This window comes from Burkholderia oklahomensis C6786 (genome assembly GCF_000959365.1).
Lineage (GTDB): Bacteria > Pseudomonadota > Gammaproteobacteria > Burkholderiales > Burkholderiaceae > Burkholderia > Burkholderia oklahomensis.
On the sequence record NZ_CP009556.1, the window covers coordinates 1,191,541 to 1,207,964 of the forward strand.

The 16,424-nt window shown below is 67.0% G+C and carries 15 protein-coding genes and 2 pseudogenes; 14 read left to right on the top strand and 3 right to left on the bottom strand.

Annotated elements, in window-relative coordinates:
* The first annotated feature begins 333 nt into the window (after positions 1 to 333).
* Positions 334 to 2,109 (top strand): SWIM zinc finger family protein, encoded by a 1,776-nt coding sequence (locus BG90_RS23185; protein ID WP_010120070.1) that lies wholly within the window; start codon positions 334 to 336, stop codon positions 2,107 to 2,109.
* A gap of 62 nt (positions 2,110 to 2,171) precedes the next feature.
* A pseudogene (locus BG90_RS37490) lies at positions 2,172 to 2,405 on the top strand (cupin domain-containing protein); the annotation flags it as partial.
* Between the two features lie 418 nt (positions 2,406 to 2,823).
* Here the strand turns inward: BG90_RS37490 and BG90_RS37495 are convergent.
* Positions 2,824 to 3,225: a Mor transcription activator family protein gene (locus tag BG90_RS37495; protein ID WP_234419688.1), complete on the bottom strand. Its 402-nt coding sequence runs from the start codon at positions 3,223 to 3,225 to the stop codon at positions 2,824 to 2,826.
* Here BG90_RS37495 and BG90_RS37500 point away from each other — a divergent pair.
* The 4 genes from BG90_RS37500 to BG90_RS23210 all read left to right on the top strand — a co-directional run bounded on the left by BG90_RS37500 (position 3,133) and on the right by BG90_RS23210 (position 6,797).
* Positions 3,133 to 3,381, top strand: a complete 249-nt coding sequence (locus tag BG90_RS37500) for a hypothetical protein (protein WP_010120065.1) — start codon at positions 3,133 to 3,135, stop codon at positions 3,379 to 3,381. The genes BG90_RS37495 and BG90_RS37500 overlap by 93 nt on opposite strands.
* Positions 3,382 to 3,794: 413 nt before the next feature.
* Positions 3,795 to 5,219, top strand: a complete 1,425-nt coding sequence (locus tag BG90_RS23200; RefSeq protein WP_010120063.1) for a purine-cytosine permease family protein — start codon at positions 3,795 to 3,797, stop codon at positions 5,217 to 5,219.
* Positions 5,216 to 6,151, top strand: coding sequence for an NAD-dependent protein deacetylase (locus BG90_RS23205; protein WP_010112553.1), 936 nt, complete (start codon positions 5,216 to 5,218; stop codon positions 6,149 to 6,151). Before BG90_RS23200 ends, BG90_RS23205 begins: the two co-directional genes overlap by 4 nt.
* On the top strand, positions 6,126 to 6,797 hold the full coding sequence (locus BG90_RS23210; RefSeq protein WP_045568549.1) for a DUF938 domain-containing protein: 672 nt from the start codon (positions 6,126 to 6,128) through the stop codon (positions 6,795 to 6,797). Before BG90_RS23205 ends, BG90_RS23210 begins: the two co-directional genes overlap by 26 nt.
* Positions 6,798 to 7,038: 241 nt before the next feature.
* On the opposite strand, the pseudogene BG90_RS33700 reads toward BG90_RS23210, so the two are convergent.
* A pseudogene (locus tag BG90_RS33700) lies at positions 7,039 to 7,172 on the bottom strand (6-phosphogluconate dehydrogenase); the annotation flags it as partial.
* Here BG90_RS33700 and gndA point away from each other — a divergent pair.
* From gndA to BG90_RS23230, 4 genes are all read left to right on the top strand, one after another.
* Positions 7,161 to 8,576 (top strand): NADP-dependent phosphogluconate dehydrogenase, encoded by a 1,416-nt coding sequence (gene gndA, locus BG90_RS23215; RefSeq protein WP_010120059.1) that lies wholly within the window; start codon positions 7,161 to 7,163, stop codon positions 8,574 to 8,576. The pseudogene BG90_RS33700 and the gene gndA overlap by 12 nt on opposite strands.
* A 199-nt stretch (positions 8,577 to 8,775) precedes the next feature.
* Positions 8,776 to 9,108: a DUF4148 domain-containing protein gene (locus BG90_RS23220; RefSeq protein ID WP_010112559.1), complete on the top strand. Its 333-nt coding sequence runs from the start codon at positions 8,776 to 8,778 to the stop codon at positions 9,106 to 9,108.
* Between the two features lie 380 nt (positions 9,109 to 9,488).
* The gene (locus BG90_RS23225) at positions 9,489 to 9,800 is read left to right on the top strand and encodes a cupin domain-containing protein (protein ID WP_025990337.1); all 312 of its coding nucleotides are present in this window, start codon (positions 9,489 to 9,491) and stop codon (positions 9,798 to 9,800) included.
* A gap of 185 nt (positions 9,801 to 9,985) precedes the next feature.
* The gene (locus BG90_RS23230; protein WP_025990336.1) at positions 9,986 to 10,735 is read left to right on the top strand and encodes a peptidoglycan DD-metalloendopeptidase family protein; all 750 of its coding nucleotides are present in this window, start codon (positions 9,986 to 9,988) and stop codon (positions 10,733 to 10,735) included.
* Between the two features lie 52 nt (positions 10,736 to 10,787).
* Here BG90_RS23230 and BG90_RS23235 read toward each other — a convergent pair whose 3' ends face one another.
* A complete protein-coding gene (locus tag BG90_RS23235) occupies positions 10,788 to 11,423 on the bottom strand; it encodes a Pr6Pr family membrane protein (RefSeq protein ID WP_010112863.1) in 636 nt (211 codons plus the stop codon).
* A 256-nt stretch (positions 11,424 to 11,679) separates the two neighbouring features.
* Here BG90_RS23235 and BG90_RS23240 point away from each other — a divergent pair, with 256 nt between their 5' ends.
* From BG90_RS23240 to BG90_RS23255, 4 genes are all read left to right on the top strand, one after another.
* Positions 11,680 to 12,216, top strand: coding sequence for a cytochrome b (locus BG90_RS23240; RefSeq protein WP_010112861.1), 537 nt, complete (start codon positions 11,680 to 11,682; stop codon positions 12,214 to 12,216).
* A gap of 151 nt (positions 12,217 to 12,367) precedes the next feature.
* Positions 12,368 to 12,760, top strand: coding sequence for a DUF2946 domain-containing protein (locus BG90_RS23245; protein WP_025990335.1), 393 nt, complete (start codon positions 12,368 to 12,370; stop codon positions 12,758 to 12,760).
* An 86-nt stretch (positions 12,761 to 12,846) separates the two neighbouring features.
* Positions 12,847 to 15,000, top strand: a complete 2,154-nt coding sequence (locus tag BG90_RS23250; protein WP_010120052.1) for a TonB-dependent copper receptor — start codon at positions 12,847 to 12,849, stop codon at positions 14,998 to 15,000.
* A gap of 328 nt (positions 15,001 to 15,328) precedes the next feature.
* On the top strand, positions 15,329 to 16,423 hold the full coding sequence (locus tag BG90_RS23255; RefSeq protein WP_038802105.1) for an esterase/lipase family protein: 1,095 nt from the start codon (positions 15,329 to 15,331) through the stop codon (positions 16,421 to 16,423).
* The last annotated feature ends 1 nt before the right edge of the window (position 16,424 follow it).

Below are 16,424 nucleotides of genomic sequence, written 5' to 3' on the forward strand. Positions count from 1 at the left end.
ATTACGGCCCGTGGCCGGCTTTTTGCGTTGTTGAACGGGTCCCGTCGTCTAGCTCGCGCCGAGCGCCTCCTTGCCTCCTGAAGCACGTCGATGACCCTGCGGATGCTGTCCAGAACCTCCCTGGGCATACGACTATGGACCTCTCGTGGATTTGACGGTCTTGCCGTCGGCGAGGATGCTAACGGCGCTGAAGGCAGCAATTGATGCAATACGCATCCGGCCGCTGAAAGGAGCGCATCGCCGTGCCGTGAGGCGACTGCATGAGGCTGCCCGGGTATCATCGTGCCTGTGCGCCGCCCGTCGCGGCATCCTCTGTTTTTCACCAGTCGCCCGATGCCACAGTCTGCAAAGCTCCCCGAGGTTCTCACTCTTGCTGAAGTCCAGTCGCTGGCCGACATGAAGACCTTTGCGCGCGGCAAGGCCTATTTCCACGATGGCGCCGTCTCCCGCCTGGAAGAGCGCGACGGCGCTGTTCGCGCCAGCGTACGCGGCACGCATCGTTACCGGGTTGAACTCGCCGTCGATGACGATGGCGAACTCGCGTACGACTGCAACTGTCCGGTAGGGGACGATGGCGTTTTCTGCAAGCACGCCGTCGCTGTCGCGCTCTCCTGGCTCGAGAATTCCGGTGAAGAGGTGTTCCATGCAGAAGAAGCGGCTCCCGAGAAACCGCGCAAGAAGAGGAAGACCTACGAGGAAGTGATTCGCGAATACGTAGCGACGCTCGACAAGGACGCGCTTCAGGAATGGTTGCTCGAAGCCATCGAGCGCGACCTGGCGTTGCGCGACAAATTGCTGTTCGCCGCGCGTGCCGCGGGGGCATCCGATTTGCCCGGCATGAAGGCCGCCGTCAGGCAGGCGACACGCATTTCCCGGCCACTGGACTGGCGGGAGGCTGGCGCATACGGCGATGGTCTGATGTCGCTGGCCGACATGCTGCGCCAGAGGCTTTCCGGACCTCACGCCGCACAGGTGGTCGAGCTGTCCGAGCTGGCGATTGCGGGCGCCGAAAAGAGCCTCGAACAGATTGACGACTCCGGTGGCGACGTGATGCCGGCGATTTTCGAACTGGCGTCTGTGCACCTCGATGCCTGCAAGTTGACCGGACCCGATCCGGTGAAGCTTGCGGAGCGGCTCTTCCGCTTCCAGACAGAAGGCAACTGGGACACTTTCTACAACGTCTTGCCGGCGTATGCGGAGCCGCTGGGCAAGAACGGGTTGCGCCGCTATCGCGAACTCGTCAACGAGGCTTGGGAGGGGTTGCCCGCGCTCGCGCCGGGCAAAGAACATCGACGGTCATACGACTCGCCGCGCATGCAGCTCGAACACGCGATGGGGGCGCTGGCCGAACTCGACGGAGACGTTGATGCGTTGATTCGCATTCGCTCGAAGAACCTGTCGAGTCCGTACCGATTTCTGCTGGTCGCGGAGCTTTGCGTGAAGCACGGTCGCCCGGACGAAGGGCTCGCGTGGGCCGAGCGCGGCATCGAAGAGTCCGGCGAGAGCTTTGACCAGCGTCTGCTCGACTTCTGCATCGACGCGTATCTGTGTCGCAATGAATTCGACAAGGCCGATGCATTCGCGTGGCGCCGCTTTGAAATTCACCCGACAGCCGAGGCGTTTCCCGCCTTGATGAAGGTTGCTACGGCCACCGGCAGGCATGACGAGACACGGGAGCGCGCTCTCACGCACCTCTGGGCACTGGTCAGGGAAGAGGAGGCAGTCGCAAAGTCGAAGCGCAGTGTCTGGCAGCCGTCGACGCGGACCGAACTGGTCAGGATTTTTCTTGCAGGAAAGGACAACGATACCGCATGGGAAACGTTTACCGGCGGTCCGGTCGCAACGCAGTTGTGGCCGAAAATGGCGGCGGTCCGTGGCAAGACCCATCCGCACGACGCCATCGCCCTCTATCACAGGCTGCTGCCGGTCGCTGTCGAGGGCGGTACGCGCAACGCTCGATATGAGGAGGCGTTTGAAATCGTGCGGGCCGTCGGCATGCTGCGGGCGAGGCTGGATGAACGGGCGGAGTTCGCCAGCGAACTGGAGGAGATTCGGGCGGCGTATCGCGCCAAGCGCAACTTCATCAAGCTGCTGGCCAAACTGTCCTGAAGTCGCCCTCAGGCCGTGTCGGGCCGATAGCCATGCAACGTCGCCGCCGTCGGTATATCGGCGGACAGACGCTTCTCGTAGCCGCGGGCTGCGGTTGGACGCAATGCGAGGGTAAGCCCATCGTTGAGAGTCGGGCTGGCGACGTTATCTGGTGTTTACCAGGCCATAGGCATTGGCACGACGCATCGCCCACGATCGCCATGACGCGCATCGCGATTCTGGAAGCACTGGGCGGAAAGAACGTCGAATGGCTGGAGCCGGTCACCGACGAGCAATACCTCGTCGGACCGGGCCAACGAACGCGGCTCTCCGACTCGAATAGTTTCGATGGGAACTGGCGCGCCGAGCGAAGCATCCGTCAGCTGGCCGGCATTGTTGATAAGGCGGTCGATTTACATCGAGGCTCAGCGGCGCGTCGAGGATTGGCTGGCGCAATGCGCATGCGGACATACATCGTAAGGCAGGAGTTGTGTAGTCCGCTTTGGGACCCGCATAAGGACGGACTGTTGCGAAGGGCGATTAAGGAATGTGGAGCGAGGCTGAGAATCCGCGAAACAACCCCACCCAAACCCGCGAGTTAACTGCTCCGACCGCCAACCCCAACGCCGCACACCACGAAGCGGCAAATAAATACCTTGCACCGATTGCAATGGCCTCCGACATGCATCCTGAGTGCCCCCTGATCGGCGCCATCGCCCCCGCCGGCCCCATCCGCTATCCCGAAAACAGCTGCTTCTGCCGCGCAGCCGCCTCCTCCCGCCCGACCGCCTTGATGATCTTGTAGATCCACTGGATCGACACGCCGTACTTGCGCGCGAGTTCGCCGTGATTGTCGCCGCGAAACTCGTCGAAGATCCGGCGGTCGCGCTGCGACGGCTTGTATGACGAACGCGTTCCTGTCGCGGATGGAGAAGGCGCGCGCGGAGAATCTCGGCAAGGCCGACGCGCTCGCGTCGGGGCAGCTCGATGCGTTCGAGCGTGCGTTCTTCGACGCGTGGGCGCGGTACGAGATGAAGCTCGCGCGTGGTGGAAGCGCAGGGCTTCCCGGCGTCGCTCGCGTGGCCGGGCGAGCCGGACGAGGAGGCGATCCGCAAGGAGGTCAAGGCGAAGCTTCAGGAGGAAAAGGAGAAAGAGGGGGCGAGTGGCGACCAGGGCCGGGCGGGCGAGTCGGGCGCGCCTTCGGAAGCGCCTGACCCGGCCGCTCCGGGCGCGCAAGCCGAGGCGACCGATCAAGTCGCCGGCGCTGGGCCAACCGATCAAGCGGCGCGGTGATCGGATGCGTTGCGGAGCGGCGTGGGCAGTCGGCGGTAGGATACAGATAGGGTGGGTGGGACGAAGCCGGTTGGCGCGCGGTACGGCGGCCGCTTCGGGCCGACTTCGGATGCCTCGAATGACGCGGGTTGCGGTGCGATGCGGCGTATGCGGTCGCGTTCGTCGACCGGGGGGGCGTTTCTTCGGGCGCAGTATCGGCGGTCCGCATCGGCCAGACGGACCGCAATTCTGTTGCGACGCTTGCAAGTCCTTCGTTCCAGGATTTGTCGCGTGGTGAGGGAGGGAATATTGCGCGGGGTTTCATTCCATCCCCCGTCTCCGTACAAACCCGAGTACGCGAAAGAGTTGTCTATACAATTTTGGGCGGTTAGGGTGGGCACTCCGAACCTCAGACTTTTCCCGGACCCGCCGCCATGCCGAACGCCACCGACGTCCAACGCCGCCCGCTGCGCGAGCGCCGCACCATCGATTACATCCCCGACCACGAACGCCACGGCAAGCTGTCGAGCCAGTTCACGCTATGGCTCGGCGCGAACCTGCAGGTGACGGCGATCGTCACCGGCGCGCTCGCCGTCGTGCTGGGCGGCGATGTGTTCTGGTCGCTCGTCGGGCTCGCGCTCGGCCAGCTGCTCGGCGGCGCGGTGATGGCGTTGCACGGCGCGCAGGGGCCGCAGCTCGGCCTGCCGCAGATGATCTCGAGCCGCGTGCAGTTCGGCATCTATGGCGCGGTGATTCCGCTCGCGCTCGTCTGCCTGATGTACATCGGCTTCTCCGCGAGCGGCACCGTGCTCGCCGGGCAGGCGCTCGCGCAACTGTTCGGCGTCGCCGACACGGTCGGCATCTTCGCGTTCATCGCGGTCGTCGTCGCGCTCGCGGTGTTCGGCTACCGGACGATCCACGCGCTCGGCCGCGTGTCGAGCGTCGTCGGCGTGATCGCGTTCGTCTACCTGTTCGCGCGGCTCCTGTCCGGGCACGACATCGGCGCGCTGCTCGCGATCCGGCATTTCTCGCTGTCGAGCTTTCTGCTCGCGATGTCGCTGTCCGCGTCGTGGCAGATCGCGTACGGGCCCTACGTCGCCGACTATTCGCGCTATCTGCCGCGCGCGACGTCCGCGCGCCGCACGTTCTGGGCGATCGGCCTCGGCTCGGTGCTCGGCGCGCAGGCGTCGATGGTGTTCGGCGTGTTCGCGGCGGCGCTCGCGGGCAAGCAGTTCGCCGGTCACGAAGTGCAGTTCATCGTGAGCCTCGGCGCGGGCGGTGCGGCGGCAGCGCTGCTCTATTTCGCGATCGCGTTCGGCAAGCTGACGATCACGACGCTCAACGCATACGGCAGCGTGATGTCGGTTGCAACGATCGTCACTGGTTTCTCGGGCCGCACGCAGATCTCGCAGCGCGCGCGGATGGCGTACGTGCTCGCGATGGTCGCCGCGGTCGCATGGTTCGCGCTCGTCGGCCGCCACGCGTTCCTGAAGGATTTCTCCGCGTTCATCCTGTTCCTGCTCGCGTTCTTCACGCCGTGGAGCGCGATCAATCTGGTCGACTTCTATTGCGTGACGAAGGAGCGCTACGACGTGCCCGCGCTCTACGATCCCGACGGCCGCTACGGACGCTGGAACGTCTCGGGCGTGTCGGTCTACGCGATCGGCGTGCTCGTGCAGATGCCGTTCATCGCGACCGAGTTCTACACCGGGCCGCTCGTCGCGAAGCTCGGCGGCACCGATATCTCGTGGATCATCGGCCTCGTCGTGCCCGGCGTTCTGTATTATGTGACGGCACGCAGGCAAGCCGCGCACATCCCCGAGCGGCTGATCCTGCCGGACGAGCCCTCATTGTCATGACCGATTCCGCCGTTTCGCCGCAGGCGCTTTCGCCTTCCGATGCCGTTCCGTCAGCCGATCCGGAGGCGCTCGACGCGCTGCATGCGTTCGTCGAGCGCCATCCGCGTCTGTTCGTGCTGACGGGCGCGGGCATCAGCACCGATTCCGGCATTCCCGGCTATCGCGACCGCAACGGCGCATGGATGCGCTCGCAGCCGATCCAGCTGCGCGAATTTCTCGATTCCGATCACGCACGCCGCCGCTATTGGGCGCGCAGCATGCTCGGCTGGCCGGTGGTCGGGCGCGCGCGGCCGAATGCGTCGCATCACGCGCTCGCTCGGCTCGGCGCGGCGGGGCGTGTCGCGCGGCTCGTCACGCAGAACGTCGACGGGCTGCATCAGCGTGCGGGCAGCGCCGACGTCATCGAGCTGCACGGCGGCATCGACGGTGTCACCTGTCTCGATTGCGGCGCGCATCATGCACGCGCGGCGATCCAGCAAATCCTCGAAGCGGACAACCCCGCGCTGCTCGGCGCGCAGGCGGAGCCCGCCGCCGACGGCGACGCGCATCTCGAATGGCGTGCGCTCGACACGTTTCGCGTGCCCGCGTGCCCCGCATGCGGCGGCCTGCTGAAGCCCGCTGTCGTGTTCTTCGGCGAGAACGTGCCGCGCGAGCGCGTCGCGGCCGCCGCGCGTTCGCTCGACGAGGCCGACGCGATGCTCGTCGTCGGCTCATCGCTGATGGTGTATTCCGGCTATCGGTTCTGCGTGTGGGCGAACGACCAGCGCAAGCCGATCGCCGCGATCAATCTCGGGCACACGCGCGCCGATCCGCTGCTGGCGTTGAAGGTCGAAGCGTCGTGCGGACAGGTGCTCGCCGCGCTCGCCGCGCGTTTCGGGCTCGCGGCAAGCGGCGCGCACGCGCATGATGCGCGGGGACCGCTTCACATTTGACGCACCCATACCGACTCGCTTCGTCATGCCGATCGATTCTTCCTCGCGCCGATGGGCGCCCGCCACCGAACGCAATCGCGAGCCGATTCTCGACGTGCTGAAGCGCGTGCTGCCGACGCGCGGCACCGTGCTCGAGATCGCGAGCGGCACCGGCCAGCATGCGATTCACTTCGCGGCTGCGCTGCCCGATCTCGTCTGGCAGCCGACCGACGCGGAAGCCGCGGCGCGCGCGTCGATCGCCGCGTGGGCGGCCGATGCCGCGCCGCCGAGCCTGTGCGCGCCGCTCGCGCTGGATGTCTGCGTCAAGCCTTGGCCGCTTGCCGCCGCCGATGCGATCGTCTGCATCAACATGATCCACATCGCGCCGTGGGAGGCCGCATGCGCGCTCTTCGACGGCGCGGCGCGCGTGCTGCCCGACGGCGGCGTGCTGTATCTGTACGGACCGTATCGCCGCGGCGGCGCGCACACGGCCGAGTCGAACGCGCAGTTCGACGCGCAGTTGCGCAGCCGCGATCCGGCGTGGGGCGTGCGCGATCTGGAAACGGTGGTCGAGCTCGGGCGCGCGGCGGGCCTCGCGCTCGACGAGGTCGTCGAGATGCCGGCGAACAATCTGAGCGTCGTGTTTCGGAAGCGCGCATCGGCGTGAGCGGGGCGGGCGCGCTCGCGTGCGGACGGGGTGCGCGGGCGCAGGACGAATGCCGTGGCGTTCCCGCCGCCCGTCGCGCGCTACGCAAGCTGGCGGGGCTTGCATGCAGACGTCGGAAGTACCCCGAATCAACGCGGCAACATTGCCGTATCGGCGCGCCCCCGTTACCGAATCCATATGCGAGGCCGCCGCGCCGAACCGACGCCGAATCGGCGTCCAACCGCCGCCGCGCGGCCAAACGACCGCTTCCAAGCCACTCCCGGCCGCGTTCCATTCGCGGCGCGCTCGCGCGGTTTCCCTTATCCTTGCGCCTATGCGCGCGACCCCGGTGGGTCGCGCCCTGTTTTTTCGGAGAATTGAACAATGGGCAAACAAGCAATCGGTGTGGTCGGTCTCGCGGTGATGGGGCGCAATCTCGCCTTGAATATCGAAAGCCGTGGCTACGCGGTGTCGGTCTACAACCGCAGCCGCGAGAAGACCGACGAACTGATCGCCGAATTTCCCGATCGCAAGCTCGTGCCGGCTCATACGCTCGAGGCGTTCGTCGCGTCGCTCGAGACGCCGCGCCGCATCCTCCTGATGGTGAAGGCGGGCGAAGCGACCGATGCGACGATCGCGGCGCTCAAGCCGCTGCTCGACAAGGGCGACGTGCTGATCGACGGCGGCAACACGCACTTCACCGATACGATCCGCCGCAACCAGGAACTCGCGCAGGCGGGGCTGCACTTCATCGGCACGGGCGTGTCGGGCGGCGAGGAGGGCGCGCTGCGCGGTCCGTCGATCATGCCGGGCGGCCAGCGCGACGCGTACGATCTCGTCGAGCCGATCCTCAAGCAGATCGCCGCGAAGGCGCCCGCCGACGGCGAGCCGTGTGTCGCCTACATGGGCCCGGACGGCGCGGGCCACTATGTGAAGATGGTCCACAACGGAATCGAGTACGGCGACATGCAGTTGATCGCCGAGAGCTACGCGGTGCTCAAGCAGGTCGCGGGCCTGACGAACGACGAGCTCGGCGCGGTCTACACCGAATGGAACCAGGGCGAACTCGACAGCTACCTGATCGAGATCACCGCGAAGATCTTCGGCAAGAAGGACGACGAAACCGGTAAGCACCTCGTCGACGTGATTCTCGACCGCGCCGCGCAGAAAGGCACGGGCAAGTGGACGAGCCAGAACGCGCTCGATCTCGGCGTGCCGCTGCCGCTCATCACCGAATCGGTGTTCGCGCGCGTGCTGTCGTCGCTGAAGGATCAGCGCGTCGCGGCGAGCAAGGTGCTGACCGGGCCGGCGCCCGCGCCGCTCGAAGGCGATCGCGCCGCATTCGTCGAGTCGGTGCGGCGCGCGCTGTACCTGTCGAAGGTGATCTCGTACGCGCAGGGCTTCGCGCAGCTCGACACGGCGTCGAAGGAATACGGCTGGCACCTCGATCTCGGCACGATCGCGAAGATTTTCCGTGCGGGCTGCATTATCCGCGCGCGTTTCCTGCAGAAAATCACCGATGCGTACGCGAAGAATGCGGCGCTCGCGAATCTGCTGCTCGATCCGTACTTCCAGGACATCGCCGCGAACTATCAGTCCTCGCTGCGCGACGTCGTGGTCGCGGCGGTGAACGCGGGCGTGCCGGTGCCGGCGTTCGCGTCGGCGATCGCGTACTTCGACAGCTACCGGTCGGCGCGCGTGCCGGCAAACCTTGTGCAGGCGCAACGCGACTTTTTCGGCGCGCATACGTTCGAGCGCACGGACAAGCCGGGCAGCTTCCACGCGAACTGGACCGAGTGACACGCACGATCGGTAATTGTTGCAATCATCTATGCTATTAGTAGGGTTTTTCTAGGGGGAGGTGGCGATTGTTATCGGTCGCGAAACAGTGTTTTCGTTGATCCATGGTTTTCCCTAGGTGCCTTGGTGACTAGACTGTGATTAATCGCTGCTCGCATGGTGCTTGCGGCGAAGCAAAAAAAGTCACGGAGGTTTGATCATGAAATCGCTTATCGCTACTGTCGCAGTCGCCGCCGCGCTCGCCGTCCCGGCCGTTTCGTTCGCTCAACAATCGAACGGCCCGGTGACCCGCGCGCAAGTCAAGGCCGAACTCATCCAACTGGAGCAAGCCGGCTACAACCCCGCCGCCGACCGCGTGAACTACCCCGAGGAAATCCAGGCGGCCGAAGCCCGGATCCACGGTCAGCAGAACGTCGCCGCGCAGGCCGACACGAGCGGCTACGGTGCGCAACCGGCTGCCGCCGCCGAATCCGGCACGCCCAACAAGATGAAGCGCATCGCCGACGGCGCACCGGTCTACAAGGGTCGTTGAGCGGCACGGCCGTCCGTCGCGCGTCGCATTCGAACGCGGCCGCGGCGAATCCAGGCCGGCGCATAGCAGCAGTCCACTCAGCCCGCGCGTTCCATTCGATGGAGCGCGCGGGCTGAGTCTTTTGGGGCGCCGAAAGGCGCGGCGGCGCGGCCCGACCGCATCCTGCGCACGGCGCACGGCGAATTCGGGATGCCCGTCGAACGGTCGGATTTCGCCGCCGCGCTGTCCGCCGGAAGCGGGCGAGCGCGCATATCGGGCAGGCTTGGCCAACCGGCCGAGTCCCGGGCAATTTACATCAGCCATGTCGGGCGAGTTACTATCCGTCCGGCATGGGGCCGCGCGATCGCCGCGCCGGCCGCCGCAACGCAACGGGAATGCCCATGAAGATCGTCCGCAGCAGGCGCTTCACCGCATCGCGCGCGTGGGGCGCCATCGACATCGCCAACATGCGCGGCATCACGACCCGCCTGCATTGGACGGATCAGCCGTACAAGTGGCACGTGAACGACGGCGAGGAAGTGTTCGTCGTGCTCGACGGCCGGGTCGAGATGCGCTATCGCGATGCCGTCGGCGAGCATGCGACCGTTCTCGAGGCGGGCGATATCTTCTTCGCGTCGGCGGGGACGGAACATGTCGCGTGCCCGCTCGGCGAGGCCCGGATTCTCGTCGTCGAAACCGAAGGCAGCGTTTGAGGTCCGATAGGAACGGTTCGGCCGGGGCTCCCCGTGAGGCGTCGGCCCGAACAGACGTGGCGCGGCCAGGCGCAGCCGGCGCCGGGCGCCACCGGCCAGGCGCGGCTTGGCTTGGCCCGGCCGAGCGGACGCGCAAGCAAAGGCGGCGCGCGCCGCCGCAGTGAAGTGAAATGATGGAGGTACGCTTGAGAAGCATTCTGTTCGTGGAATGGCCCGGCATGGGCCGGACGGTGCGCGCGACGCTCGTCGCGGCGGGCGCCGCGCTCGTCGGCGGTTGCACGCTGACGCCGTGGACCGACTCGTGGCAGCCGACGCACGTGCCGCATCAGCCGGCGCCGCACGCGTCGTCCGGCGTGCTCGCCGGCTATTACCGGGCGAATCCGGGCGATACGCTCGCGAGCATCGCGTCCGCGTTCGGGCAGCGCACGCTGGACGTCGCGAGCTGGAATCACATGGCGCCGACCGACATGGTGACGCCCGGCCAGGTGCTGCGCGTCGCGCCGCCGCCGAGCACGACGACGCTCGCGCCGCCGCCTTCCGCCGCGCAGCCGGAAGCGGCCGCGCAGGCGCTCGCGTGGCCCGCGCGCGGCACCGTGACGACGCCGTTCGGCGCCGGCAGGAACCACGGGATCGTGATCACCGCGACGGGCGGCGATCGCACGGTGCGCGCGGCCGCGCCCGGCCGCGTGGTCTATGCGGGAACGGGCGTTGCCGCGTATGGCCCGCTCGTGATCCTGAAACACGAGAACGGCCTCATCACTGCGTACGGTCACAACGACAAGCTGCTCGTCAACGAAGGCGATGCGGTGAGCGCGGGCCAGCCGGTCGCGGAGATGGCGACCGACGCGAGCGGCCGCTCGACGTTCGAGTTCGAAGTGCGGCGCAACGGCAAGGCCGTCGATCCGCTCGGTCTGCTGCCGCGCAACGGCTACTGACTATCCCTTCGCGCCGCCCGCCGCGCGGCGCTTTCGCCGGCTCGCGGCGGCGTCAGGCGCGCTCCGTCTGCGGCGCCGGCGCGCCGGCCCAGTTGCCGAGCAGCACGATCAACGCGGCGAATCCGATACTGCCCGCCGCAATCGCGCCGCTGTACGCGGCGACGATCAGATAGCCGTGCGCGCGCGGATCGACGAACGGATACGGATACCAATCGACGAGCGCGCCGCGCACGAGCGTATAGCCGAGATAGGCGAGCGGAAACGCGAGCCAGCGCGCGAGATGCGACCAGTCGATCCGCACGCGCGGCGCGACGTACAGCCAATCGATAAACACGGCGATCGGCATGATCCGGTGCAATACCCAGTTCGTATAATGCGGCGTCGCGTGATGCAGCGTATCCACATCGGCGAGCAGCAGCGCGTAGACGATGCCCGCGATCGCCATGTAGAGCACGACGGCGCCGCGCGCCGACTCATAGCGTCGCGACGGCGGTCGCGTAGCGAGCCACAAGCCGGCGGCCAGCACGGCAGCCGCGTACAGGCTGCTCAGTTGCGTGAAGTAGCTGAAGAAATTGCTGAGCCGGAAAGTCGGCGCGTGCCATCTGAGCGCGATGCTGTAGCTCGTCGCCGAAAGGGTCAGCGCGCAGCACAGGAACCTGTAGGCTGCGACGAAAACGGCTTTCTGCATGGTTGGGGCCTTGCATGTAGCGGTAATGCGGGCGTCGTGGCACGATCGTGCGCGACTGCTCGTTTCTAGATTGGAGCATAGTTCACGCGTCGCTTCGCCGACATGCGGCCCTACCCGAGCCCGCCCGACGCGCTGATCGCGCCGAAACTTGATCGAGCTGAATGGACGGCGCATCGCGCGTCATTACAATTCGACAACGCCGCGGGCGGTGCCGCGCGCGACGCCGTGGCTCCCTTCAATACGAACGAGACTGATCATGAACCGTATCCTCGCCGGCCAGGAGCGCTACAACCGTCCCGCCGTGTTCTTCCATTGGGCGATCTTCCTGCTCGTCGCGCTCGCGTATCTCTCGATCGAAGTCCGTGGGCCGAAGGGTACCGACAGCCGGGTGTTCTGGTCGAACGTCCACTACCTCTGCGGCACGCTCGTGCTGACGTTCGCGGCGCTGCGGATCGTCTGGCGGTTCGCGAGCCGCGCGCCGGGCGCGCTGCCGCAGCCGGCGTTGCTCTCGCTGCTGTCGAAGCTCGCGCACCTTACGCTGTACGTGTTCATCGTTGCGCAGCCGCTCCTCGGCATCATGACGCTGAACTTCGGCGGCAAGCCCGTGACGCTCGCCTGGATCGACTGGTCGTTCACGCTGTTCGGCCCGAATCCGGGCCTGCGCCCGGCGATCAAGGACGCGCACGAGGTGATCGGCAACGTGTTCTATTACGTGATCGGCCTGCATGCGCTCGCCGCGCTCTGGCATCACTTCGTGAAGCGCGACGCGACGCTGCGCCGGATGACGTTCTGACGGCGTGTCGCGACGCCGCGCCGCGCATCGTTGCGCATGCAACGACGCATGTGCGCGGGCGGCGCGGTCGCGACCGTTTCACGCTATTCAAGCCCGCGAACATTCTGTAACATTCGGGCGGCATTACATTCCCTTTACGCCATCCCGCGCCATGCCCAACCGATTCCGCAAACTGACTGCCTGGCTGGGCATGCTTGCGATCTGGTTGGCGATCGTCGCGCCGCTCGTCTCGCAGGCGAGCGCGCGGCCCGCCGCGCCGTCCGACGCGGTGATCTGCGGCGACGGGCACCACGCCCAGCCGGCCGAAGCCGGCGCCGCGCACGGCGCTCCCGCACCCGGCGCGGCCGCGCACCACGCACTGCATCTCGACGCCTGCGGCTACTGTGCGTTCTTTGCGCACAGCCCGGCGATCGGCACGGCCGCGCCGGCTGCCTTCGCCGTGCACGCGGCGGCCGTTGCGCCGTCCATCGCGCCCCGCGCCGCCGCGCCTTCGCTCGCACGCTACAACCGCGCCTATCCGCGGGCCCCGCCGAAAGACGCCTGAACGCCTGACTTCATTCCCGTTCACGTAGTCCCCGCATCCGTTCGATCTGCCGATCGCGCGGCGGGGCGTCTTTCGAGTTTCGATTCATGACATCCAAGTTCCTGCGTCACGCGCATGCCGCGCGTGCGGACCGCGCGCGCCGTCGCCGTCGTGCGATCAGCCTGACCGTCCCCGCGCTCGCGGCGGGCGCCTTCAATCTCGCGCCGGCCGTCGCGCAGACGGCCGACGCCGCGCATCTTCACGACGCCGCCGGCATGACGGCCGGCACGACGGCGGACGCGCCCGTGCTGCCGACGATCGAAGTCGTCGCGGCGCCCGAATCGACGCCGCTCGTCGTCGTCACCGATCCGAAAGCGCCGCGCCAGCCGCTGCCCGCGAGCGACGGCGCCGATTATCTGAAGACGATTCCCGGCTTCGCGTCGATCCGCAGCGGCGGCACGAACGGCGACCCGGTGCTGCGCGGGATGTTCGGCTCGCGCCTGAACATCGTCGCGAACGGCATGCCGACGCTCGGCGCGTGCCCCGGCCGGATGGACGCGCCGACGTCGTACATCGCGCCCGAGAGCTACGACAAGGTGACGGTCGTCAAGGGACCGCAGACGGTGCTGTACGGGCCGGGCGCATCGGCGGGCACGGTGCTGTTCGAGCGCGTGACGCCGCGCTTCAAGGCGAACGGCATGCGTTTCGACGGCAGCGTCGTCGGCGGCTCGTTCGGGCGCAACGATCAGAACGTCGACGTGACCGCCGGCACGCCGGACTTCTACGGCCGCGTGACCGCGAACCATGCGCATTCGCAGGACTACGAGGACGGCAACGGCCGCACGGTGCCGTCGCAGTGGGACAAGTGGAATGCGGACGCGGCGCTCGGCTGGACGCCCGACGACAACACGCGGCTCGAGCTGACGGCGGGCACGGGCGACGGCTACGCGCGCTACGCGGGCCGCGGGATGGACGGCGCGCATTTCCGGCGCGAGACGTTCGGCCTGAAGTTCGACAAGAAGCACATCGGCGACGTGCTCGACCGGATCGAGGCGCAGGTCTTCTACAACGAAGCCGATCACGTGATGGACAACTACACGCTGCGGATGCCCGATCCGACGAGCAGCATGCCGATGCGCATGGCGTCCGAAGTGCGGCGCCGCACGCTCGGCGCGCGCGTCGCGGCGACGCTGCGCTTCACCGATGCGTTCAAGCTCGTGACGGGCGTCGACGCGCAGTCGAACCGTCTCGATTCGCGCTCGGCGATGGGGATGCAGAACTACGGCGACAAGCCGTGGAATCCGCAGGCGAACATGTGGAACGCGGGCGCGTTCGGCGAGCTGACCTGGTACGCGAGCGACGTGTCGCGCGTGATCGGCGGCGCGCGGATCGATTACGCGGCGGCGCGCGACAAGCGTGCGACGACGGGCGGCATGATGAGCATGCGCAACCCGACCTTCGACGATCTTCGCTCGCGCGTGCTGCCGAGCGGCTTCGTCCGCTACGAGCGCGATCTCGCGTCGCTGCCCGTCACCTGGTACGCGGGCATCGGTCATGCGGAGCGCTTTCCCGATTATTGGGAACTGTTCTCGGCGAAGCGCGGCCCGAGCGGCTCGGTGAACGCGTTCTCGGCGACCGAGCCGGAGAAGACGACGCAGCTCGACATCGGCGCGCAGTACAAGAGCGACAAGCTCGATGCGTGGGTGTCCGCCTACGCGGGCTACGTGCAGGACTTCATCCTGTTCGACTACGCGACGGGCCCGATGGGGCAGACGACGCAGGCGACGAACGTCAACGCGCAGATCATGGGCGGCGAACTCGGCGCGTCGTGGCGCCCGCTCGCGCCGTGGCGCTTCGACGCGTCGCTCGCGTATGCGTGGGGACGCAACGTGCAAAGCGGCGCGCCGCTGCCGCAAATGCCGCCGCTCGAAGCGCGCTTCGGCGTCGAATACTCGCGCGGGCCGTGGTCGGCGGGCGGCCTGTGGCGCGTCGTTGCGCCGCAGCATCGCTATGCATTGAACGAAGGCAACGTGGTCGGCAAGGACTTCGGTCCGAGCGCCGGTTTCGGCGTGCTGTCGCTGCATGCGCAGTACAACGTGAGCAAGGCGGTGCAGATCTCGGTCGGCATCGACAACGTGCTCGACAAGGCTTATGCGGAGCACCTGAACCTCGCGGGCAACGCCGGTTTCGGCTACCCGGCGAACCTGCCCGTCACGGAGCCCGGCCGCACCGCCTGGATCCGCTTGAGCACCAAACTCTGATCCCCCGCTGATCCCTCCTTTCCGCCTGCATCGCAATGCAGCATCCGCGATGCAGGCGGCGCACCCGCTTATCCGTGCCGCCCGCGTCAATCGATTAGAGAGCCGTGTCTAACCGACGGCAAATTTTCGTTAGGCATGCTTCACTCCGTCTGCCGATGCAACGGGCATTCGTTTAAATCGTCAAAGAACGTCATCGCGCCCTATGCAATGTCGTTGGGCCGTGCAACTGTGTCGGCGTGCAGGCTGCGTATTCGGACGGCGCGAAACGTAGTCATGCGAACAGAAGCAATACTCCCATCCGATACGATTCGAACAACAGGAGACGTACATGGCCAGATCGATGCGATCCAAAGCAGTGGCGGCTGCGGTCGCGTTCGCGATGAGCGCGGCGCCCGCCGCGAGCGTCGGGACCTTCCTCTCGCTTGCCGGCACACAATCCGCTGTCGCGGCGACGACCGCCGTCGACGACTACGCGGCGACCAAGTATCCGATCATCCTCGTGCACGGCCTGACCGGCACCGACAAATACGCGAACGTCCTCGAGTACTGGTACGGCATCACCGAGGATCTGCAGGCGCACGGCGCGACGGTCTACGTCGCGAACCTGTCCGGCTTCCAGAGCGACGACGGGCCGAACGGCCGCGGCGAACAGCTGCTCGCATACGTGCAGCAGGTGCTCGCCGCGACGGGCGCGTCGAAGGTGAACCTGATCGGACACAGCCAGGGCGGGCTCACGTCGCGCTACGTCGCGGCCGTCGCGCCGCAGCTCGTCGCGTCGGTGACGACCATCGGCACGCCGCATCGCGGCTCGGAGTTCGCGGACTTCGTGCAGACCGTGCTGGCGTACGATCCGACCGGCCTGTCGTCGACGGTGATCGCCGCGTTCGTCAATGTGTTCGGCATCCTGACGAGCAGCAACAACAACACGAATCAGGACGCGCTCGCCGCGCTGAAGACGCTCACGACGTCGCAGACCGCGACCTACAACCAGAATTATCCGAGCGCGGGGCTCGGCGCACCGGGCTCGTGCCAGACGGGCGCGCCGACCGAGACGGTCGGCGGCAGCACGCATCTGCTGTATTCGTGGGGCGGCACGGCGATCCAGCCGACGCTGTCGATTCTCGGCGTGACGGGCGCGGTCGATACGAGCACGATCCCGGTCGTCGATCCGGCGAACGCGCTCGATCCGTCGACGCTCGCGATGCTCGGCTCCGGCACCGTGATGATCAATCGCGGCTCCGGTGCGAACGACGGGCTCGTGTCGCGTTGCAGCTCGCTGTACGGCCAGGTGCTCAGCACGAGCTACAAGTGGAATCACCTCGACGAGATCAACCAGCTGCTCGGCGTGCGCGGCGCGTATGCGGAGGACCCGGTCGCGGTGATCCGCACGCATGCGAACCGGCTGAAGACGCAGGGTGTGTGAT